22 protein-coding genes and 1 other RNA gene are annotated in these 22,027 nt (G+C 46.6%); 20 read left to right on the top strand and 3 right to left on the bottom strand.

The genetic code is table 11. The annotated features are described in order from the left end of the window. Window positions 1–99: 99 nt before the first annotated feature. Window positions 100–600, bottom strand: coding sequence for a peroxiredoxin family protein (locus C1H71_RS08710; protein WP_130106207.1), 501 nt, complete (start codon window positions 598–600; stop codon window positions 100–102). A 369-nt stretch (window positions 601–969) separates the two neighbouring features. Here C1H71_RS08710 and ylqF point away from each other — a divergent pair, with 369 nt between their 5' ends. From ylqF to C1H71_RS08770, 12 genes are all read left to right on the top strand, one after another. Continuing rightward, the gene (gene ylqF / locus C1H71_RS08715; RefSeq protein WP_130106208.1) at window positions 970–1,869 is read left to right on the top strand and encodes a ribosome biogenesis GTPase YlqF; all 900 of its coding nucleotides are present in this window, start codon (window positions 970–972) and stop codon (window positions 1,867–1,869) included. 108 nt (window positions 1,870–1,977) lie between these two features. Next, complete coding sequence (locus C1H71_RS08720) at window positions 1,978–2,181, top strand: hypothetical protein (RefSeq protein ID WP_130106209.1); 204 nt, start codon at window positions 1,978–1,980, stop codon at window positions 2,179–2,181. Then, window positions 2,174–2,491, top strand: coding sequence for a cell division protein ZapA (locus C1H71_RS08725; RefSeq protein ID WP_130106210.1), 318 nt, complete (start codon window positions 2,174–2,176; stop codon window positions 2,489–2,491). Before C1H71_RS08720 ends, C1H71_RS08725 begins: the two co-directional genes overlap by 8 nt. A gap of 22 nt (window positions 2,492–2,513) precedes the next feature. After that, window positions 2,514–2,690: non-coding RNA, 6S RNA (gene ssrS / locus C1H71_RS08730), on the top strand. Between the two features lie 44 nt (window positions 2,691–2,734). Continuing rightward, on the top strand, window positions 2,735–3,310 hold the full coding sequence (locus C1H71_RS08735; protein WP_130106211.1) for a 5-formyltetrahydrofolate cyclo-ligase: 576 nt from the start codon (window positions 2,735–2,737) through the stop codon (window positions 3,308–3,310). A 276-nt stretch (window positions 3,311–3,586) separates the two neighbouring features. Continuing rightward, complete coding sequence (ptsP, locus tag C1H71_RS08740) at window positions 3,587–6,148, top strand: phosphoenolpyruvate--protein phosphotransferase (protein ID WP_130106212.1); 2,562 nt, start codon at window positions 3,587–3,589, stop codon at window positions 6,146–6,148. Window positions 6,149–6,288: 140 nt separating this feature from the next. Continuing rightward, complete coding sequence (locus C1H71_RS08745) at window positions 6,289–6,522, top strand: PTS transporter subunit EIIB (RefSeq protein ID WP_130106213.1); 234 nt, start codon at window positions 6,289–6,291, stop codon at window positions 6,520–6,522. Between the two features lie 49 nt (window positions 6,523–6,571). Continuing rightward, on the top strand, window positions 6,572–8,335 hold the full coding sequence (ptsG, locus tag C1H71_RS08750) for a PTS glucose transporter subunit IIBC (protein WP_130106214.1): 1,764 nt from the start codon (window positions 6,572–6,574) through the stop codon (window positions 8,333–8,335). Between the two features lie 104 nt (window positions 8,336–8,439). Continuing rightward, entirely contained in the window at window positions 8,440–9,102 is a 663-nt protein-coding gene (locus C1H71_RS08755; protein WP_130106215.1) for a phytanoyl-CoA dioxygenase family protein, read from the top strand. A gap of 91 nt (window positions 9,103–9,193) precedes the next feature. After that, the gene (locus C1H71_RS08760; protein ID WP_130106216.1) at window positions 9,194–9,388 is read left to right on the top strand and encodes a PspC domain-containing protein; all 195 of its coding nucleotides are present in this window, start codon (window positions 9,194–9,196) and stop codon (window positions 9,386–9,388) included. Between the two features lie 54 nt (window positions 9,389–9,442). Further along, window positions 9,443–9,949, top strand: coding sequence for a hypothetical protein (locus tag C1H71_RS08765; protein ID WP_130106217.1), 507 nt, complete (start codon window positions 9,443–9,445; stop codon window positions 9,947–9,949). Next, window positions 9,949–10,827, top strand: a complete 879-nt coding sequence (locus C1H71_RS08770) for a DMT family transporter (protein WP_130106218.1) — start codon at window positions 9,949–9,951, stop codon at window positions 10,825–10,827. Before C1H71_RS08765 ends, C1H71_RS08770 begins: the two co-directional genes overlap by 1 nt. Window positions 10,828–11,057: 230 nt before the next feature. On the opposite strand, the gene C1H71_RS08775 is transcribed toward C1H71_RS08770, so the two are convergent. Further along, entirely contained in the window at window positions 11,058–13,076 is a 2,019-nt protein-coding gene (locus tag C1H71_RS08775) for an NADPH-dependent 2,4-dienoyl-CoA reductase (protein ID WP_130106219.1), read from the bottom strand. 299 nt (window positions 13,077–13,375) lie between these two features. On the opposite strand from C1H71_RS08775, the gene C1H71_RS08780 reads away from it, so the two are divergent. After that, complete coding sequence (locus tag C1H71_RS08780) at window positions 13,376–14,626, top strand: AmpG family muropeptide MFS transporter (RefSeq protein WP_130106220.1); 1,251 nt, start codon at window positions 13,376–13,378, stop codon at window positions 14,624–14,626. A gap of 109 nt (window positions 14,627–14,735) precedes the next feature. Here C1H71_RS08780 and C1H71_RS08785 read toward each other — a convergent pair whose 3' ends face one another. Further along, window positions 14,736–15,509 (bottom strand): exodeoxyribonuclease III, encoded by a 774-nt coding sequence (locus tag C1H71_RS08785; RefSeq protein ID WP_130106221.1) that lies wholly within the window; start codon window positions 15,507–15,509, stop codon window positions 14,736–14,738. Between the two features lie 67 nt (window positions 15,510–15,576). Between C1H71_RS08785 and pyrE the strand changes: the two genes are divergently transcribed. From pyrE to C1H71_RS08820, 7 genes are all read left to right on the top strand, one after another. Further along, window positions 15,577–16,215 carry an orotate phosphoribosyltransferase gene (gene pyrE / locus C1H71_RS08790; RefSeq protein WP_130106222.1) on the top strand — a complete coding sequence of 213 codons (639 nt, stop codon included), beginning with the start codon at window positions 15,577–15,579 and terminating at the stop codon, window positions 16,213–16,215. Between the two features lie 12 nt (window positions 16,216–16,227). Beyond that, a complete protein-coding gene (locus tag C1H71_RS08795) occupies window positions 16,228–16,821 on the top strand; it encodes a DUF4124 domain-containing protein (protein ID WP_130106223.1) in 594 nt (197 codons plus the stop codon). A gap of 58 nt (window positions 16,822–16,879) precedes the next feature. After that, complete coding sequence (gene ppgK, locus C1H71_RS08800) at window positions 16,880–17,656, top strand: polyphosphate--glucose phosphotransferase (RefSeq protein WP_130106224.1); 777 nt, start codon at window positions 16,880–16,882, stop codon at window positions 17,654–17,656. A 115-nt stretch (window positions 17,657–17,771) separates the two neighbouring features. Continuing rightward, window positions 17,772–19,679 (top strand): tRNA uridine-5-carboxymethylaminomethyl(34) synthesis enzyme MnmG, encoded by a 1,908-nt coding sequence (gene mnmG, locus C1H71_RS08805; RefSeq protein ID WP_223146017.1) that lies wholly within the window; start codon window positions 17,772–17,774, stop codon window positions 19,677–19,679. Further along, window positions 19,676–20,317: a 16S rRNA (guanine(527)-N(7))-methyltransferase RsmG gene (rsmG, locus tag C1H71_RS08810; RefSeq protein WP_130106226.1), complete on the top strand. Its 642-nt coding sequence runs from the start codon at window positions 19,676–19,678 to the stop codon at window positions 20,315–20,317. Before mnmG ends, rsmG begins: the two co-directional genes overlap by 4 nt. A gap of 35 nt (window positions 20,318–20,352) precedes the next feature. Next, the gene (locus tag C1H71_RS08815; RefSeq protein ID WP_130106227.1) at window positions 20,353–21,138 is read left to right on the top strand and encodes a ParA family protein; all 786 of its coding nucleotides are present in this window, start codon (window positions 20,353–20,355) and stop codon (window positions 21,136–21,138) included. Beyond that, on the top strand, window positions 21,135–21,956 hold the full coding sequence (locus C1H71_RS08820) for a ParB/RepB/Spo0J family partition protein (protein ID WP_130106228.1): 822 nt from the start codon (window positions 21,135–21,137) through the stop codon (window positions 21,954–21,956). The genes C1H71_RS08815 and C1H71_RS08820 overlap by 4 nt, the downstream gene beginning before the upstream one ends. The last annotated feature ends 71 nt before the right edge of the window (window positions 21,957–22,027 follow it).

Here is a 22,027-nt window from a genome sequence, read left to right on the forward strand (position 1 = left end):
CTGCGGGTCGTTTTTTTTTGCCATGTATTTAAGTACATTTTTTATGTAGACCGGTTTTATTTTAAAAAAATAGGTAACTAATTGATTTTAAACTAATATTTATATGTTTTTTATTTCTTTATTGATCAGTTTTTCTATTTCATTTATGTCAGCAACCCCAACGTATTTTTTAATTATTTTACCGTTTTTATTAATTAAAAATGTACTAGGCGTTAATCCAACATCTCCAAATGCTTTAGCAATTTTTCCATCTGAATCATGTTGAACAAAAAAAGGTAATTTTTTTTCTGTTACATAATTTTCAATATATTCAGGAATATCGTAATCCATTGCTACTGCAATTGTTTTGTAATTATTTGTTTCATATTTTTTTTGTAGTTTTATAAGTTCAGGCATTTCTTGAATACAGCCAGTGCAGCTTGTTGCCCAAAAGTTAACTAAAACGATTTGGTTTTTTAATGTAGACAGGTTTAGATTTTGACCTTGAATGCTGGTTAATTTTATATCAGGTGCTGATTTATTTGGAGCTTGAAAAAGTAAGTAGCCAGTGATGCTTATAGCAATGCTGATTACTAGTGTCAGCTGTAAGTATTTTTTCATTTTGCTGTCCTTGTCTTTCAAGCTTGCGATTTTAGAACATTTTTTGGATGTTTTGCGTTGAAAAATATATTTACACCTTTTTTTTCTTTTAATACTTCATTTAAGAAGAAAGATATAAGAACAACTAATAAGGGTTGATGTTTTCTGTGGATAAGTCATTTTTATTATATTTTTCAACACCTTAACTTATCCACAAGGCTGGGTGTGAAATCTGTTTGGCCTGTGGACAATTTGGAGATAGTTTTTTGGGTTTCTCATGTTTTGTGGTTATCCACAGAGTCAGTTGATATTGCCCACAGCCCAAGTAGTTGATTTGATGGATCGTTTGATTTTTCACCGTATAATGGCTCGTTTTGACGGAGGGGTTCGATGGCGATCCAGTGGTTTCCAGGGCATATGAACACTGCCCGCAAGCAGGTTGCAGAGACCATGGCCAAGGTAGATTTGGTGATTGAGGTGGTTGATGCTCGCTTGCCACTGTCTAGTAGCAATCCCATGATTGAGCCGATGCGCCGCTTAAGGCAGCGTCCTGCCCTCAAGGTTTTGAATAAAGCAGATTTGGCAGATCCAAGACTTAATAAAATCTGGCTTGAATGGTTTAAATCTCAGCCAGGTACAGAAGCGGTATTGTTGGGCGAAGATAATAAAATTCAGGGTGCTAAGCTGATTCCTCAGCTGTGTCAGGCTTTAGCGCCACATCGTGACGGGGAAGAAAAACCACTTCGTGCGATGATTGTTGGGATTCCTAACGTCGGTAAATCGACGTTAATTAATCATTTAGCTAAGCGTAAAATTGCTAAAGTGGCAGATACCCCTGGTGTGACCAAGATGCAGCAGCGAGTAGAGACTTTGGCGGGGATGATTTTGTATGACACGCCAGGTTTGATGTGGCCAAAAGTGCAGAATGAAGATTCTGGTTATCGTTTAGCAATGGCAGGATCGATTGGTCGTAATGCTTATGATGAAGTGGATGTGGCTTTGTACGCCATTGAAAGCTTGATCGAACGCTATCCACAGCTCTTGCTTGATCGCTATAAATTGAAAGATTTGCTGGGTGATGCAGAGCCTTTGTTTGAGTTGATTGGTAAAAAACGTGGTGCGATGCTGTCGGGTGGCCGTATCGATACTCAAAAAACTGCTGATATGATTTTGACTGAATTTCGTGCTGGAATATTAGGCCGCATCACTTTGGAAACACCGGATGATTTCTTGGAAATGCCGGTTTATGACCCAACGGATGAAACCGAGTTGCCAGACCCAGATTTGTGAAATGATGTTTTGAGCAGGGCTAATTGCTTAGAATGTTTCATTATTGGCGAGGCGTGTTCTAGAAAAATGTCTTAGAATTTGACTGCTCTGTAGCTTTGGAAGTGACTGATGGAAGCTGAACTTGTAAATCTTGAAGACAAAATTGGGCAATTGGCTCAGCTTTGTCGTGAGTTACGCGATGAAAATCGGGGCTTACGCCAGAAATTATTGCTAACACAGCAGCAAAATCAAGGTTTGCTCGCTAAGGTAGAGGGCAGCAAAGAAAGAGTTGCTGCTATCTTGGCGAAACTGCCGGAGGATCAGAATGAGTGATGCGGTGATTAAGCAACTCGACGTTTCTATCATGGGCCGTGAGTTTCGTGTGGCTTGTCCAGAAAACGAAGAAGCGACTTTAGTACAGGCCGTAGAGCTCCTAGATCAGCGTATGCATGAGATTCGCGCGTCTGGTAAGGTGGTTGGTTTGGAAAAAATTGCCATTATGGCTGCGTTAAATATTACGCATGAATATTTGCATACGCGGGTTGATGGGGGTTTTGACATTGCTACAATTCAGCGTAGAATTACCAACATGAATTCAGCGATTGACGCAGTAATTGGCGAACAGACTGATATGTTTTCCTAATGTGGCAATTGTGTAAACCAATGCTTTCCTGCGGTGTTTGTTACGACTTGTCTCTCTGAACCAATAATTACTTTGGTTGCCTGCCATGAGTGTGCCTGTTGTGCGCATCCCCCGTTGGATGCACCTGATGGCATCCGGTCGGTGACCGCTTGAACCTTCGGTTCAAGATTGCTCGTCGGACGGCACTCGCGGGAAGCTCTTCATTGTTTCACATCACGTGAATATCATCAGTAAATCTAGCAAATCCGAAGCGCGGCGTTTGATACGTCGTGCTCGTGCTTCAATACCCCCCTTGAAAGACATGCCGCAGAAAGTGCTGTTGCTATTCAGGCAAAGCAGCTTGGCTTATTGCGGCGTGGCCTAAAAGTTGCGGCATATGTTCCTGCAGGCAGTGAGTTTTCTCCTTGGCTATTAATGCTACGTGCCATTTCAGGTGGTGTAGAGGTGTATCTGCCACAAGTGCCAAAGCGTGGTAGAAAGCTTACTTTTGTACGTTTGGATGCTAAAAATCGTTGGAAGCTTGGTCCACAAAACATTTTGGAGCTGCAATCTGGCGTGCCATGCTCCCCACGTGATCTGGATATCGTGTTTCTGCCCTTGTTGGGTTTTGATTCAAATCTGGCTCGTTTAGGGCAGGGTGGTGGATATTACGATTGCACTTTTGAGTTTCGGCGCTGGCGTCGGGTATGGAAAAAGCCCCGTTTAGTGGGCTTAGCTTTTGATGTGCAGCATGTGGAACAATTAGCGGTGGATACTTGGGACTTACGATTAGATTACATTTTAAGCGGTCAAAGAATTTGGCGAAATCCTAATCGCTGATTACATTTTGTTGTAGTCATGCACATGTATGTTTCTGGGCTGCACAGTCATTATTTAGCTAGATGACATGTATCTTTTTGCCAAATTTAGCTGTTTTGTGAGATAACGCAAATTTATGCAATGACAAAGGCAATAAATTCACAATTATTTTCTTTGCCTAAGCACTAAACTAGCAGCCAGTAGAAATATCCTAAGTGCAACGGATTGCTACATCCCGATTGGCTATAAAGCCGACAAAGAGTCTTTACAAGCACTACCCCCAATAACGAGGTTGCCATGAATAACTCGACTCAAGCCTCTCGGCTGGATCTATTTGCACCGCTGTCTGGTGTTGTTGTTGCTATCGAATCGGTTCCTGATCCGGTTTTCGCTCAAAAAATGGTGGGAGATGGGATTTCCGTTGACCCAATCTCCAATCACTTGCTCGCACCTATTGCCGGTAAAGTGACTCAACTTCATTCTTCACGGCACGCGATTACCATTACCACGCCTGCAGGTGTTGAAGTGCTGATTCATATTGGTTTGGATACGGTCATGATGCGTGGTGAAGGTTTTACCGCTAAAGTGGCCGAGGGGGCAGAAGTAAAAGTTGGTCAGCCGTTGATTGAGTTTGATGCCGATTTGGTTGCGCGTAAAGCTTTGAGCTTATTGACGCAAATGGTCATTACAACGGGAGATAAAGTGGTTAAGTACACCCCAACAACTAAAAAAACGGTTGTTGCTGGGCAAGACATTTTACTTTCTTTAGATTTAGCAGGTGCCACGCTGGTTGGCAATGCAAGTAGCGTCGCTCCACAAGCAGATGCTGCTATTCAATCTGCGGCCGTGATTGTGCCAAATCCAACGGGTTTACACGCACGTCCTGCCGCTGTGCTTGCCAATATGGCCAAGACTTTTACATCTGAACTCAAGTTAGTTCGCGCTGGTGATGAAGCCAATGCAAAATCCGTAGTTTCGATTATGGGCTTGGAAGTTCAGCACGGAGATTCGATTTTTGTAAAAGCCATCGGCCCGGATGCAGGTCAAGCCGCTAAAGCACTAGCAGAGCTGATTGCCAGTGGTTCAGGTGAAGACTGTGGTGGTGTATTGCCTGCGGTGGCTGCAAAGCATATTCCTAAGGCACAAACTCGGCCTGCATTAAAATCGAATGATCCAAATGTACTGATGGGTGTGTCTGCCTCACCAGGTTTGGCTGTTGGGCATATTTTCCAAGTAAAACAAGAAGTGATCGACGTGCATGAAGCAGGTGACAAGCCTGAGCTAGAAAAACGTCGCTTAGATGTTGCGCTAAAAGAAGCGTATCAGCAGTTAGAAGCATTGAAAGGTGAGATTGCCGATCCGGAAAAGGCAGGAATTTTTACCGCTCACCAAGAGTTATTATCCGATCCTGATTTATTAGACTTGGCTACTGCCGCGATTAGCCAAGGGAAGAGCGCAGGCTTTGCATGGCGCGCTGCATTTACCAGCTACGCTGATAAATTAGCGAAGCTTAAAAATGAAATTTTAGCGGGCCGAGCTAATGATATTCGCGATATTGGCCGCCGTGTATTGCGCTTGATTGCTGGGATTAAAGAGGCAGCGTTTGAAGTGCCAGATGATGCCATTCTGATTGCAGAAGATTTAACCCCATCGGATACCGCAAGTTTAGACCGCAATAAAGTACTTGGGTTTTGTACGATTGGTGGCGGAGCAACTAGCCACGTAGCGATCTTGGCTAGATCTCTGAATATTCCGGCGATTTGTGGCATCGAAGATGCCGCATTGCAATTGGCCAACGGTACACCAGTTATTTTAGAAGGCAGCAAGGGTTGTTTGCGTTTAAATCCTTCGCCAGAAGAAGTCAGTAGCATTCGTGAACGCCAACTTAAATTAGCAAAACGTCAGGCAGAAGAGCTGGCTGCAGCTTTTGAGCCCGCTACCACTACTGATGGTGTTTGCGTTGAAGTAGTCGCTAATATTGGCGGGCTGGAAGAAGCACAGCACTCCGTTAAACTCGGCGGTGAAGGTGTTGGCTTGTTACGCAGCGAGTTTTTGTACTTAGAACGCACCGAAGCGCCTTCAGAAGCCGAACAAGACAAAATATATAGCGATATTGCTAAATCACTTGGCAAGGATAGAACTTTTGTTGTTCGTACTTTAGACGTGGGTGGCGATAAGCCTTTGCCTTATTTACCGATGCCTGCAGAAGAAAACCCTTTCTTGGGCGTGCGCGGTGTGCGTTTATGCTTGGCCGAGCCAGAATTATTGCATACACAAATTCGTGCGATTTTGCGCTCTGCCGAACACGCTAAGTTAGCCATCATGTTCCCGATGATTACTTCTTTAGAAGAAGTTCGTGAAGTGAAGCGCATTGTGGCGGAAGAAAAAGCAGTGCTAGGTGTTACCGCTGCAGTACAGATCGGGATTATGGTAGAAGTGCCGGCTACTGCAGTGATGGCAGAAATCTTTGCTCGTGAAGTGGATTTCTTCTCGATCGGTACTAACGATCTAACCCAATACACACTGGCGATGGATCGCGGCCATCCTAAGCTAGCTAAAGATGCCGATGCAATGCACCCAGGTGTCTTGCGTTTGATCGCTAACACCGTGAAGGGGGCGCATACCCATGGCAAGTGGGTAGGGGTTTGCGGTGGTATTGCATCTGATCCTTCAGCGGTTCCCTTGTTAATTGGTATGGGTGTGGATGAATTATCCGTCAGCGTACCGGCTATTCCGGCTGTTAAAGCCTTGGTGCGTACATTGTCGAAAGCGGATTGCCAAAAGTTGGCGGCTGAAGTGCTTCAAATGGGTACGGTAGCAGAAGTGCGTACGCGTTTATCTCAGCAGCTTGCTGATTAAATGATGATTAAAACAGGCCGCTATTGGCCTGTTTTGTCAAGCGGACAGGTCAAGCTCTAAAGTCTTATATCATGCGGTGTTCAATGGATTGTGGCACTGCGCCTTATGCGTGAGAATCAATCTTAAAAGATCAAAATACCATGCGTGACAGTTTTCCGTTTTTGTTGGTTGCAGCTTTGGGTGGCTGGGGCAATATTGGCTCCTTAGAACTGGTGGCTCTTACGCGTTTACGCGTGGTACTGAAAGATGCAAGCCGCTGTAATTTAGAGCGATTACAAAATGCCGGTGTTTTGGCAGTGATGCCTGTTAATGGTCCAGTTTTCCATCTTATTATTGGTGCAGATGCCCCACGCTATATGGAAATTCTGTCTTAAGAAAATAGCTGCTTGGCTTTGTCAAGTAGTAGGCGGTACGGAGAAAGTGATGTTTAAAAACGCTTTTGCATTTTTGCAAAAAATCGGCAAATCGCTCATGTTACCGGTGTCAGTATTGCCGGTAGCGGGTTTATTGCTTGGTTTTGGTGCTTCCAATTTTTCTTTTTTACCGGAAGTTGTTTCACATTTGATGGCCGCAGGCGGCGGTGCGATTTTTGGTAATCTCGCTCTTATTTTTGCAATTGGTGTGGCCTTAGGTTTAACCGAAAACGACGGCGTAGCTGCAATTGCTGCCGTGGTTGGCTATGTTGTACTGCTGGCAACGATGGGGGTGATGGCGCCGGTACTGGGCTCTGAACCTGCCATGGTGATGGGTATGAAGGCGATGGAAACCGGCGTATTTGGCGGGATTATCGCCGGTGCTCTGGCGGCTGGCTTATTCAATAAATACTATCGCATCGAGCTACCACCTTACCTTGGCTTCTTTGCCGGTAAGCGTTTTGTGCCGATTGCAACGGGTATCGCAGCGATCTTTGTCGGCGTGATCTTGTCGCTGATCTGGCCTCCGATTCAAGGTGTGATTAAGAGCTTCTCCTTATGGGCTGCCTATGCAGATCCACGCTTAGCCGCGACTTTGTATGGTTTTGTGGAACGGATGTTGGTGCCGTTTGGTCTGCATCATATTTGGAATGTGCCATTTTTCTTTGAAATTGGTAATTTTGTTGATGCAAGTGGTAAAGCCGTACATGGTGATATTGCTCGCTTCTTTGCCGGGGACCCTACTGCCGGGATCTTGTCTGGCGCGTTCTTGTTCAAAATGTTTGGCCTACCTGCTGCGGCTATTGCCATTTGGCACACAGCCAAACCGGAAAACCGCGTCAAAATTGGCGGTATTATGATTTCAGCTGCGCTGACTTCATTTATGACCGGTATTACCGAGCCAATTGAATTTGCTTTCTTGTTTGTGGCTCCACAACTGTATGTGATTCACGCTTTCTTGGCTGCATCTACCCAGTTTGTTGCTAACTCGCTCAATATTCATATGGGCTTTAGCTTCTCACAAGGGGGTATTGATTTCTTGATGTTTAATGCCTTGGGTAAATACGCGCAAAACTGGTGGTTGATTCTGCCTCTGGGCGCGGTTTACGCAGCGATTTACTACTCAGTATTCCGCTTTGTGATTGTAAAACTCAATCTGAAAACACCGGGTCGTGAAGACGAAACGGCGGAAGAGCACATTGTGGATAGCAGCGAGCATGGCCGTGCACGTGAATTAGTGCTGGCATTTGGTGGTCGCAGCAATATTAGCGGTTTGGATGCATGTATTACCCGTTTGCGTATTTCGGTTAAAGATATCTCGAAAGTGAATCAGCCTAAGCTGAAAGCCATGGGTGCTGCTGGTGTGATGGTGGTAGGTAATGGTATTCAGGCTATTTTTGGTACGCAATCAGACAATCTGAAATCCGATATGGTGAATTACCTGAAAGTAGCAGGCCCTGAAGCAGACGCCGTAACTGCTCCAGTTCAGGCACTAGCGGCAGTGACTTCTACCAAGGCAAGCGCTACGGGTGGTAGCGATATTCATGGTAAAGCGATGCAAATTCAGGCGGCTTTGGGTGGTTTATCTAACATTCGTAAGTTAGAAGCCATTGCGGGTACGCGCTTGCGTGTAGAGCTTGCAGATGCTTCACGCCTTGATGAAGCCGCTTTAAAAGCAGCGGGTGTAGAAGGCGTGATGCCACAGGGTGAACAAGTATTCCACCTGATTGTGGGGCAACATGCCGGCGATGTTGCTAGTGCCTTAGCAAAATAAAAGCTTAACGCTCTATAAAAACCCGTTAGTGATGACGGGTTTTTTTTTGGAATAAAAAGTAATGGTAAGCTGGATATCAAAATATCTTCCTGGCATAGATACATATGAATGCATTTGAGCGTGATGGCTTTGCTTTGGTTTCCGCCGTATTAAACCCTGCGGAATGTAGAGCTATTGCTGGGCAGATTGAAAAAATGCGTTGCACCACGGTAGGAACACGGCGTTTCTTATCGCAAGATGGGTGCCGCTCTCTTTCTGCAAAAATACGCCAGAATCCGGTTTTATCACCATTGATTCCAGCAGGCATGGTTGCGGTTCAGTGCACCTTTTTTGAAAAATCTGCTTCCCGAAATTGGCTGGTCGCGGTGCATCAAGATTTAAGCATTCCTGTGGCAGAGCGTATTGAGCACCCTGCATTGCAGGGCTGGTCAGTTAAAGAAGGCCAGCTGTATGTACAAGCACCTGTTGAGATATTGCAGCAGCTGATTGCGGTGAGGATTCATTTGGATCCGTGTGGGGCAGATGATGGCCCGCTACGCTTGGTGCCAGGATCGCATTTGCAAGGCTTGGTAACGGCGGAGGATGCTGTCTTAGCTCGCCAGCAAGAGATCGTCTGTGCGGCTGAATCTGGTAGCGCTTTGTTGATGCGGCCTTTGCTTTTGCATTCATCGTCAAAATCATCAGGCAAAAGCCAGCGCAGAGTCTTGCACTTTCTATTTGCTCCCATAGCGCTTCCTTTGGGGCTTCGCTGGAGCGATACAGTTTGATTGGGGTATTTGTTTGATTATTTGCAAAGCAAAAACGTGTTATTTTTGGTGGAACGGATTGCAAATCGCAGTGCTAACTAGGAAATAAACCATGAATAAAGTTTTACGCAGAAGTCGTGATGATCAGTGGGTTGCAGGGGTAATGGGAGGGCTGGCTGATTATCTGGGGATAGGCTCGGGCAAGCTGCGTCTGATCTTTGTGATTGTGTCTTGCATATCGGCGGCGTTTCCCGGTATTTTTGTTTATTTGATTCTGTGGTTTTTGATGCCTAAGCAAGGCGCTTGATCCAGTATTTGCTATGTTTTCGTTTTATCGTTTTTTTAATTAAAGGCGCTGCATTTGACCTTACTTACTCTTAATCGTGGCATTTATGCCAAAGTGCAAATCAGACCGCGATGGCCAGCTCAGCAGGTGCAGGTAGATTCAGATGTATTTAGTAAATTGCAGCGCATTCAGACGAATTTACCTGAGCACATTGGTTTGATTTTGACTCGGGGCTATGAAAAAAAAGAATCTCAGCTTGGTTTCGCCCGTAATAAGTTTCGTTCTCTGGGTATTCGCACATTTCGCTTTTGTTATTCCAGTAGGCAAGGTGAGATAGATGCCATTTTTGGAAGTAATGGCCACGACGTGGACGGTACTCATATTGATGTGTCCTTTCTTCTGCATGGGCGTCGTGTACGGCTATTACCTCTGAGCGTGTTTACTCCACTATTTTGGCAAAAACGCCGAGTGGAGCGATATGTACTTCCGCTGTGTCAGGTAAAAGAGGCTCTTATCAATGAGGGTTTTCGAATTCACTTAAACTCAACTGAAAGCCTGCAAATACATTGTGATCTTGACTGATGCCGCTTTCTGCTTTTGCTCTGGTTATTCTGGCGGGCTTTATTCATTCCTTGTGGAATATTGCGGCGAAAAAAGCCGGTGGAGACGCGCGTTTTGCTGGCTTTTCTAGCCTGATAATTATGGTGGTCTGGGCGCCGGTCGGCATTTACTATGGCTGGGACGTGGTGCCAAGCTGGGGCAGGCTTGAGTGGACTTTTGTTGCGCTCTCAGGCGTTTTACATGTGCTGTATTTTGTGGCGCTACTTCGAGGCTATCGCAAGGCCGATTTAACTGTGGTGTACCCGATAGCACGTGGTTCTGGGCCGCTGATTTCATCGATATGTGCGGTATTTTTGCTTGGCGAAGTGCTGTCTTTACAGGGCATGCTGGGAATGTTGGGGGTTGTGGCTGGGGTATTTTTAATTGCCGGTGGGCCCAAAATCTTTAAAACGATGCAGGACGTTAGCCAAGGGCCACGCGTAAGGCAGGGGCTGTTTTATGGCCTGCTAACAGGCTTATTTATTGCCAGTTATACGGTTTTAGATGGCTATGCCGTCAAAGTTTTATTACTTTCACCGATTTTGCTGGATTACTTTGGCAATTTTATTCGGATTGTTTTTTTAGCGCCGCCCTTATTAAAAGGCAAAGCCACCACGCTTTCCCTGTGGAAAACACAATGGAAATACGCGCTGATTGTGGCGTTGATCAGCCCTATTTCTTATGTATTGGTCTTATTTGCCATGCAGGCCGCACCGCTCAGCCACGTTGCTCCTGCCCGCGAAGTCTCTATGCTATTTGCTGCCTTAATTGGTGGGCGATTACTAGGAGAGGGTGATCGGCTATTACGTTTGCTGGGGGCGGTCTTTATTGCTACGGGTGTGATTGCCTTAGCGATGTAAAAATGGGCTTGTGAATCACAAGCCCGATCTGGCCGCTCAGCCGGACTTGCCCTATATTAACTTCCTGAAATGGCTGGCCCGTCATCCCCGAGTGTATTTATCGGGGATCCAGCAGAGCCGCTGGATTCCCGACAAGAACACTCGGGAATGACGATCTTATTGAGGGTGTCATTTTTGGAGCTTATTTTAAGCTATTCCTTAGGTCCACCCAAAGTCCAATAGGCTCTAGCTTAAAACCCCATCGCTAAATTAAATCCTTCGGCAATGGCGCGTTTGGCGTCTACTTCACCGGCAAGTAACGCTCCGCCAATGCGGTGGACGGGCGCTCCGGCTGCGCTGAGTTCATCCCAAAGTGTGGTGACTGATTCCTGCCCTGCGCAGAGCACGATTTGATCGACTTCAAGGCAGATCTCTTCGTTATTTTGCTTGATATGCAGACCAGCATCGTCGATTTTCAGGTATTCAACTGAGCCGAGCAGGTTTACGCCGCGTAATTGCAAGGTGGCGCGGTGTACCCAGCCAGTGGTTTTGCCGGGGCCGCTGCCAGGCTTGCCCTTGCTGCGTTTTAATAGCCAGATTTCTCGGCCGCTAGGCTGCATGGCCGGTTTGGCTAAGCTACCCGCACTGCTCATGCTGGAATCAATACCCCAGTCGCGGATAAAGTTGTCTGTTGGGCTGAGATCGCTATGGGTTTCTGATAGGAACACCGCGGTATCAACACCAATCCCACCTGCGCCAATAATCGCAATTTTTTTACCCGGTTTTACCTCGCCACGCAGCAGGGCTGGGTAGGAAACTACGCAGGGGTGGGCGATGCCAACAATATCTGGTACGCGTGGTTTTACACCGCTGGCAATTACGATTTCATCAAATTCACCGGCTAGCTCGGCCGCTTTGGCAAAATGATTGAGTTTTACATTTACGCCAAGGTAATCAAGCTGATTGCGGTAGTAGCGCAGTGTTTCGGTGAATTCTTCCTTGCCGGGAATGCGCTGGGCAATGCCAAATTGGCCACCAATGGCAGCGCTTGCTTCAAACAGCGTGACCTTGTGGCCTCGGCTAGCTGCGGCAGTAGCGCAAGATAATCCGGCTGGGCCTGCGCCAATCACGGCGATGCGTTTGGCTTGCTGGGTTTTGGCCGCAATCGGGAATTCGGTTTCGCGGCAGGCGCGAGGGTTGACTAGGCAAGAGGCTGCTTTGCCTTCAAACACATGGTCTAGGCAAGCTTGGTTACAGGCGATACAGGTGTTGATCAGATTGGCGGTCTTGCTCGCGGCTTTATTGACAAAATCAGGGTCGGCCAAAAGCGGGCGAGCTAAGGACACCATATCCGCATCGCCGCTGGCTAAAATATGCTCGGCAATTTCTGGGGTGTTGATGCGGTTTACCGCGATCAGCGGGATGGACACATGGTCTTTTAATTTGCGCGTTACCCAGCTAAAGCCACCGCGAGGTACGGCTGCGGCGATGGTTGGGATACGTGCTTCGTGCCAGCCGATGCCGGTGTTAATCAGGGTAACGCCAGCTGCTTCAAGTGCTTGGGCAAGGATAATCGCTTCGGGCAGCGTGCTGCCATCTTGGACTAAATCAAGCAAAGATAGGCGAAAAATCACAATAAAGTTGGGGCCAACCGCAGCGCGGACGGCTTTGCTGATTTCAACCGCGATACGCTGACGGCGGGTGGCATCCCCTCCCCATTCATCGTCACGTTGATTTACATGGCTGCAAAGAAATTGGTTAATTAAATAACCTTCCGACCCCATGATTTCTACGCCATCGTAGCCAGCCGCCTGCGCGAGTTTTGCGGTAGTAGCAAAATCAGCGATGGTGGTTTTAATTTCTGCATCACTTAAGGCATGTGGTGTAAACGGCGTGATGGGTGAAGCAATGGCGGATGGGGCAACGCTGGCTGTATGGTAGGCGTAGCGGCCTGCGTGTAAAATTTGCAGGCAGATTTTACCACCTGCATCGTGCACGGCTTGGGTGATAGGCAGATGACGTGGAATATCAGATTCATCGGCCAGCATGGCTGCATCTTCATAAATACGGCCTGCTGCATTGGGTGCGATGCCGCCGGTAACGATCAAACCCACGCCGCCTTTTGCGCGTTCGGCATAAAAGGCCGCCATGCGCTCAGGGCCATCAGGGGCTTCTTCAAGCCCCGTGTGCATGGACCCCATCAAAACGCGGTTTTTAAGGGTGGTAAAGCCCAGATCGAGCGGGCTTAATAGCTGTGTGTAGGTCGACATCGGTGCATTTCCCAGCAATGGTATTAATTAAAAATCAAGCTGATTTCTTTTTTCTTCTTGGTGCTTAATCGCTGCGTTTAGGTAGAAATTGTGGCGTGTCAAAACGATCGTTTGAATTAACATTAGCTTGATTTATCCTGCTTGTCCTATTGGGGTTTACCAGCAGAGTGCCGGAAATGGCGTATTTGCTTACCATTTTGGTAAAAATAGCCTGTGTATTTTTTAATAATGCGCACAGGTATGTCCTTGAAATGTTGAATTTAAGGTAAGGTAATGCCTCTTTTTTACCGCCAGACACTATGACTACTACTCACTGGAAATCACTCTTGTTGTCTCGGCGCATGTTGATCTGTGTGTTTACCGGATTTGCCTCGGGTTTGCCGCTATATATCCTGCTTAATTTAGTCCCTGCGTGGTTAAAAAGTGAAGGTGTTAATTTAAAAGCGATTGGTTTTTTTGCGCTGATCCAATTCCCATTTACGTGGAAATTTATCTGGGCTCCCTTATTGGATCGCTATGCTGTGCCGGGGCTAGGTCGGCGGCGGGGCTGGATGCTACTTACTCAGCTCGCCTTGCTGGTTTTAATCGCCTCATTTGGTTTATTTAACCCCAAGCTAGATTTATGGTCGATTGCTTATCTCGCCACCGCTCTGGCGTTCTTTAGTGCCAGTCAGGATATTGTGCTTGATGCTTATCGACGTGAAATTCTAAGTGACGAAGAATTGGGTCTTGGCACGTCGGTGCACGTAAATGCTTATCGTATTGCTAGCCTGATTCCCGGCGCGTTTTCTTTGATTCTTGCAGATCATCTGCCGTGGGCGCAGGTGTTTATGATTACAGGCCTGTTTATGCTACCGGGTATTGTGATGACGTTGCTTGTGAGCGAGCCACAATTAGTTCGCCCGCCTAAATCACTGCGTGAAGCGGTGATTGAACCATTCCATGAGTTTATGACCCGTCATGGCTGGCGTAATGCATTGTGGATTCTGGCGTTCATCTTTTTATATAAATTAGGCGATAGCATGGCCACGGCTTTGGCTACGCCGTTTTACTTAGAGCTGGGTTTTAGTAAAACAGAAATTGGCGTGATCGCTAAAAATGCCGGCCTTTGGCCTGCCGTCTTTGGTGGGATTGTTGGCGGTATATGGATGGTTAAGCTGGGTATTAACCGCGCCTTGTGGCTATTTGGGGTGGTGCAGGTTTTATCTATTCTGGGTTTTGCATGGTTGGCGACGATGGGGGCAGATAAGGTAGCGCTGGCGACCGTGATAGCGTTTGAAGCTTTAGGCGTTGGGTTGGGTACGGCTGCATTTACCGCCTATATCGCAAGAACCACTGATCCACGTTATACCGCCACTCAGTTTGCTTTGTTTACTAGTTTGGCTGCCGTACCTCGCACCTTTATTAATGCCAGCACGGGTTGGTTGGTAGAACAAATGGGCTGGATTAATTTCTTCTTCTTATGCACTGCACTGGCTATTCCGGGCATGTTGTTACTATTTAAGGTTGCACCGTGGAAAAGTGAATCAGAGCGTGAAGAAAATCTGTAGATACAGAGCCAAAGCAGAACGCAGAGTACACAGAAAAAAAACATCTGCGTTCAAGTGCTGTGTTCTCTGTGTCTACAGATTTTAGATTTTTATATGAATGAGCAAGTTTTTAAGGCTGGTAATCGTAATCCACAATCAGCGGGGCGTGATCAGAGAATTTTTGTTCTTTATATACAGATGCCGTTGTCGCTGTAGCGCCAATACCTGGTGTTGTGATGTGGTAATCGATACGCCAGCCTACGTCTTTGGCATAGGCTTGGCCGCGATTACTCCACCATGTGTAACCAGGAATTTCTGGGTAAAGCTTGCGCCAGACATCTACAAAATTTAGCTCGCTGAATAGTTTACCCAACCAACTACGCTCTTCTGGTAAGAAACCTGAGTTTTTCAGATTGCCTTTCCAGTTTTTAATGTCGATTTCATTGTGAGCGATATTCCAGTCTCCCAGCAGAACCACTTCGCGGCCACTAGCGGCAAGCTGTTCTAAATGAGGGCGGAAACGTTCTAGAAATGAAAATTTAACCTGCTGGCGCTCGTCTGATGAAGAGCCCGATGGTAAATAAAGGGAGATCACAGAAAGATTGCCAAAGTCGGCTTGCAAATAGCGGCCTTCAAAATCGATATCCGCAATGCCAAGGCCGGTAATGACTCGGTCTGGTTCGCGGCGGCAATAGAGGCCTACGCCGCTATAGCCTTTTTTATTCGCATAGTGAAAAAAGCCTTTTAGCCCTTCGGGGGCCTTCATTTGCTGGGAAAGATCGGCTTCTTGTGCTTTAAGTTCTTGCAAGGCCACCACATCGGCATCTTGTGTGGCTAGCCATTCAAAAAAGCCCTTGTTTGCAGCTGAGCGAATGCCGTTTAAATTAGCACTGATAATGCGCATTCGGTGTCCTTTTGTAAGAAATGTTATGCTTCGCAGTATTGAGAACAATAAAACAGGATAATGCAGCATGAGTGATTTTCGTCGCGACTTTATTTCTTTTGCTGTAGAGCAAAATGTGCTGTGCTTTGGTGATTTTATCACTAAGGCTGGCCGTCAATCGCCGTACTTTTTTAACGCAGGTTTATTTAGTGACGGCAGATCGGTAGGCGCGTTGGCGCAATTTTATGCACAGGCGGTACAAGCATCTGGCGTAGAGTTTGATGTGTTATTCGGGCCAGCCTATAAAGGTATTGTGCTTGCTTCGGCTACGGCGGTTGCATTAGCCGCACAGGGCCGTAATGTGCCGTTTGTGTTTAATCGCAAGGAAGCCAAAGACCATGGTGAAGGCGGCGTACTGGTAGGTGCTCCGCTTACAGGGCGAGTGATGATTATTGATGATGTGATTTCTGCCGGTACTTCAGTGCGTGAGTCGGTGAATATGATTCGTGCAGCAGGCGCCGAGCCAGCGGGGGTTTTAATTGCGCTTGATCGTATGGAACGTGGCCAAGGTGCGTTGTCTGCAGTGCAAGAAGTGGAACAGCAGTTTGGAATCCCTGTGATTCCAATTGCGTCACTGGATGATTTGCTAGGGTATTTGGGCGCTCAGGCAGGTATGGATGAGAAGCTAGCCAAAGTAAGTGCTTATCGTAATCAGTACGGAATCTAAAAGGTATATTTTATGTTGCGTAGTTTTCTTACTTTTTTACTGCTGGCGCTATGTACGGCACCCGTTTCAGCCAAGCTGTATCGCTGGGTTGATGAAGCGGGCAGGGTGCAATACAGCGACAAGCCACCGTCGATTACTCCTAGCAGTGGTATTTCGGAGCTTAATAAATCAGGAATGGTAAAAACCACGCCCTTACCTGTGGTTAGCAAGGAGGAGCAAGAAAAAAAACTGCAGGAACAAGCGCAGCAAAAAGAGCAGCAGCGAAAAGACCGTGCCTTACTAGAATCGTTTTCTCGGCCTGAAGAAATAGATATTATTCGAGATCGGCGTATTAGCATTATTCAATCCGCAATGAGTGCAAATACCATGCGTCTGCAAACGGCAACGCAGCATAAAGAACGCATAGAAAAACAAATGAGTCGTTTAAATAAAAAGAATAAACCTATCCCTGCTGATTTGGATACTGAATATGGCTTGGCTAAAAAAGAGTTGCAGGAAATAAAGAATGACAATAAAACTAAATTAATTGAAATTGAAACGGTAAAAGCTAAAGCAGAAGAAGATAAAAAACGTTTAGTAGAGCTTAGATCGCCTGCTCCAAAATAAAACGGTGCTTTATTTTTAAATAAAAATAATCAATACACTCTTGAAGAGTAAATAAACCATGACTGAACAATTCACCTCCCCCAAAATTGTTTTGGGCATTGATATCGGTGGTACAGGGATTAAAGGTGCACCGGTTAATGTCGAAACTGGCGAGCTTTTAGCTGAACGTATTCGGATTGATACACCTCAACCTGCCACCCCAGAGGCTGTGGGGTTGGTGGTTAAGCAATTGGTTGAACTGTTCAACTGGCAAGGCCCGATTGGCTGTACTTTCCCTGCCATTGTGCATAACGGGGTTACACTTTCTGCTGCCAATGTAGATGGTTCTTGGATGAATGCACCTGCTCAAGATATTTTGGCCCAAGTAACGGGTTTACCGCTTAAATTAATTAATGATGCAGATGCTGCTGGCTTGGCCGAAGGGGTGTTTGGTGCAGCTAAAGGTATTTCAGGGAAAGTACTAATGATCACGCTTGGTACAGGTATTGGTAGTGCATTAATTATGGATGGTAAATTAATTAGCAATACCGAATTGGGCCATCTTATTTTAAAAGACAATGACATTGCAGAAAAGTATTGCTCCGGTAAAGTAAAAGACGATTTAGATTTAAAATGGAAAGAATACACACAGCGGCTTAACGAATACATCTTGCATCTACAATTATTACTTTCGCCAGATTTACTTATTATTGGCGGCGGAATTAGTAAGAAACATGAGAAATTTATTCCAGAATTAACGGGCTTGCGTTTCCCTGTTGTGCCCGCTGAGCTGAAAAATGATGCCGGTATTGTAGGCGCAGCGATTGAAGCCGCGCGTGAGTTTGGTCTGCTGTAAATAATCTTTGTTTCACGTGAAACGCCTCGAGATCATCGAGGCGTTTTCTTTTCGTCGCGCCGTGATAGTCGTCGGGGCAGATAGGGCGTAAAATAATTGCCCTTTGCCTGCTGGAATGCCCACTATGCTTTATCCTACTCGATACGATGTGATTGTCGTTGGCGGCGGTCACGCTGGGACTGAGGCTGCGTTGGCGGCCGCGCGCATGGGGAGTAAAACTTTACTCCTCACGCATAATATTGAAACCCTTGGCCAAATGTCTTGTAATCCCTCGATTGGTGGGATTGGTAAGGGTCATTTGGTTAAAGAAGTGGATGCTTTAGGTGGTGCTATGGCGCTGGCCACCGATTTTGGCGGCATCCAGTTTAAAACGCTGAATTCCAGCAAAGGCCCTGCTGTTCGTGCTACTCGTGCTCAGGCTGATCGCGTTCGCTATAAAGCGGCCGTTCGTCATATGCTGGAAAACCAACCCAATCTGGATTTATTTCAGCAGGCCGTTGACGATCTAACCCTAGATGGTGATCGTGTAACTGGCGTGATTACGCAAATTGGTATTCGCTTTGAAGCGGGTGCGGTGGTGCTGACGGCAGGGACTTTCCTTTCTGGCAAAATTCACGTTGGCCTAGAAAACCACGTTGGTGGCCGTGCTGGCGACCCAGCCTCGGTCACCTTGGCGGCACGTTTACGCGATTTAAATTTACCGGTTGGGCGCTTAAAAACCGGTACGCCGCCACGCATTGATGGCCGCTCGATTGATTTTTCGGTACTAGAAGCCCAATACGGCGATACGCCAGAGCCGGTGTTTTCGGTACGTGGTAATGTCGGCATGCATCCTAAGCAATTACCTTGCTGGATGGCGCACACCAATCTTAAAACGCACGAGATTATTCGCAGTGGTTTTGATCGCAGCCCAATGTTTACCGGCAAAATTGAAGGCGTTGGCCCGCGCTATTGCCCAAGTATCGAAGACAAAATTAATCGTTTTGCCGATAAAGACAGCCACCAGATTTTCTTAGAGCCTGAAGGCCTAGATACGCACGAATATTATCCAAACGGTATTTCGACCAGTTTGCCATTTGATATTCAGCTGGCTGCCGTGCGCTCGATCGCCGGTATGGAAAACGCACATATTCTGCGTCCGGGCTACGCCATCGAATACGATTACTACGATCCGCGTAATTTAAAAGCCAGCTTTGAAACCAAAAGCATTGCTGGTTTATTCTTTGCTGGGCAAATTAATGGCACTACGGGCTACGAAGAAGCTGCAGCGCAAGGCTTGCTGGCAGGCTTAAATGCGGGCCTCTATGTGCGTGAAAAAGACGCTTGGACGCCAAAACGCAATGAAGCTTATTTAGGCGTATTAGCGGATGATCTGGTGACCAATGGCGTGACCGAGCCTTACCGCATGTTTACCAGCCGTGCCGAATACCGCCTGCAATTGCGCGAAGACAATGCTGATTTACGTCTGACAGAAATGGGCCGTGAGCTGGGCTTGATTGGTGATGCGCAGTGGGAAGCCTTCTGCAAAAAACGCGATGCAATTGATTTAGAATTGGAACGCTTGCGCACGACATGGGTAAATCCACGTATTCTTGCGGTAGGCGACGCTGAGCGGGTGTTGGGTAAAGCGATTGAGCGTGAATACACGCTGGCCGATTTACTGCGCCGTCCGCAGGTCTCCTACGATAGTTTGATGACTATGGAAATTGCCAAACCGGCTGTTGAAGACCCACTCGTCGCTGAGCAGGTAGAAATTCAATTGAAATATCAGGGTTATATCGAGCGGCAACAATCTGAAGTGGCTAACCGCGATAATCTAGAGGAATTCAACTTACCCCAGGATTTAGATTTCGCACAGGTATCGGGTTTATCTAAGGAAGTTCAGCAAAAATTAAGCAAGCATAAGCCGGAAACCATGGGCCAAGCGTCCAGAATTTCAGGAATTACCCCAGCAGCTATTGCTTTAATGCTGGTTCATCTCAAGAAAAAACAAGCGCTTGATGCGAGTAAGGTTACTGAATGACAGCTTCTGATTCCCTATTTTCTGAACTGGCCGCTGGCCTGACTGAGCTTAAAATTGATTTATCGATGTCCCAAGCCGCAAATTTGTTGGCATATGTGGCCTTGATTGCTAAGTGGAATAAAACTTATAGCCTAACGGCAATTCGTGAGCCAGAGCGTATGGTTTCACACCATATTTTGGACTCGCTGGCACCTTTGCCACAGTTTAAGGGCGAGAATATCCGTATCTTGGATGTGGGGTCGGGCTTTGGTACGCCTGGGATTCCATTGGCGATTGCACGGCCAGATTGGCAATTATTTTTGCTCGATTCAAATCATAAAAAAACCACGTTCTTACGCCAAGTGATTGCTGAATTAAAACTCACCAATGTGACGGTACTGACCGAAAGAGTGGAGCTATATAAGCCAGAAGCACCATTCCAGATCATTACTTCGCGTGCCTTTGCCGAGCTGGGTGAATTTATTAAACTGACCAGCCATTTATTGGCTGAGGATGGCGAATGGGCAGCTTTAAAAGGCGTTTACCCCTTTGAAGAAATCGCTCATTTGCCTGCAACTGTTAAAGTTACCCACGTGGATCATTTAAAAGTGCCAGGTATCGATGCTGAACGTCATCTGGTGCATGTAGTTAAGGCATAGTTACGTTTTATTAACGGCCAGTGAAGGATTAAAAGATGAAAATTCTGGCAATTGCCAATCAAAAAGGCGGCGTAGGTAAGACCACTACGGCCGTCAATTTGTCTGCAAGTCTGGCTCATCTGGGCAGAAAAGTTCTGCTGGTGGATTTAGACCCGCAGGGCAATGCCACGATGGGCGTAGGGATTGATAAAGCGAAATTAGCCAGCTCTGTGTATAACCTTTTGCTTGGTGCAACGCCGATTCAAGAGATTATTCAGCATTCTGAATTAGCAGGCATCGACGTACTACCCGCCAATCGTAATTTGGCAGGGGCCGAGGTGGAGCTGGTGAATCAGGAGCACAGAGAATCGCGGCTTAAAAACGCTTTAGCCCAAGTCAGCGAGCACTATGATTACATTATTTTAGATTGCCCACCGGCGTTAACGCTGCTAACCCTGAATGGCTTGGTGGCGGCGGATGCCGTATTGATCCCGATGCAGTGTGAGTATTACGCACTGGAGGGTTTATCTGACTTGGTGAATACGCTTAAACGCGTTAAACATTCGATGAATCGTAAAATTGAGATTGAAGGCTTACTGCGCACCATGTTTGATCCACGCTCAACTTTGGCGCAGCAAGTTTCGGATCAACTGATTAAACATTACACCAGCAAGCTTTACCACACTGTCATACCGCGTAATATTCGCTTGGCCGAAGCACCGTCTTATGGTCGCCCAATCTTGTCCTACGACAAACACTCCAAAGGCGCACAAGCGTATCTTCAACTTGCTGAAGAATTGCTGGCCCGTCATAACCTGCTAGAAGAGATTCCCACAGCATGAAAATGAAAGGACTTGGTCGCGGTTTAGATGCCTTGATGGGGGATAGTCAGGATTCTTTGCAAAACTTGCCAATTACGGCTTTGCAGCCGGGCAAGTATCAGCCTCGTATGCAGATGGATGAAACTGCATTAGATGAGCTTGCTGCATCAATTACAGCACAGGGCTTAATGCAGCCTGTGCTGGTACGGCCTATTGGGCTAGATAAGTACGAAATTATCGCTGGTGAACGCCGTTGGCGAGCATCTATCAAAGCAGGGCTGACGGAGATTCCTGCTTTAGTACGTGAAATTGCCGATGAAGCCGCTTTGGCAATGGCTTTAATCGAAAATATTCAGCGCGAAAATTTGAATCCGCTAGAAGAGGCGTTAGGTATTGCACGCTTGATCGAAGAATTTGGTATGACACATGAAGCTGCGGCACTTGCGGTAGGAAAGTCCCGAGCCAGCGTTTCAAATTTATTAAGACTGTTAAGTTTATCTGAGCCACTGCGGAATATGCTAATGGCTGATCAGCTCAGTATGGGCCATGCTCGCGCCTTGCTGCCTTTGGATGCTTTATTGCAGCTTGATCTGGCAAGGCGAGTTATTGCAAAAGGCTTATCGGTGAGAGAAACCGAAGCTTTGGTTAAAAAACAACAAGAAACAGCGATAGAAAAACCCGCTTCGCAGCCTGATCCAGAAATATTTCGTTTAGAAGAAGAACTATCTACGCGAGTGGGGGCCAAAGTATCCATTAAGCCTGGTAAACAGGGGAGTGGCCGAATCACCATCGAGTACAGTAGCTCAGAACAACTGAATAGCTTGCTTAGAAAGATGTAATAAAGTTATGGCTAACTATGTGCCGGCCTTTTGTAAGTAAGCAGGTTTTTACTTGTGACTTACTTGAATGA

The sequence above is a fragment of the Iodobacter fluviatilis genome (assembly GCF_004194535.1).
In the GTDB taxonomy this organism is placed as follows: Bacteria; Pseudomonadota; Gammaproteobacteria; order Burkholderiales; family Chitinibacteraceae; genus Iodobacter; species Iodobacter fluviatilis_A.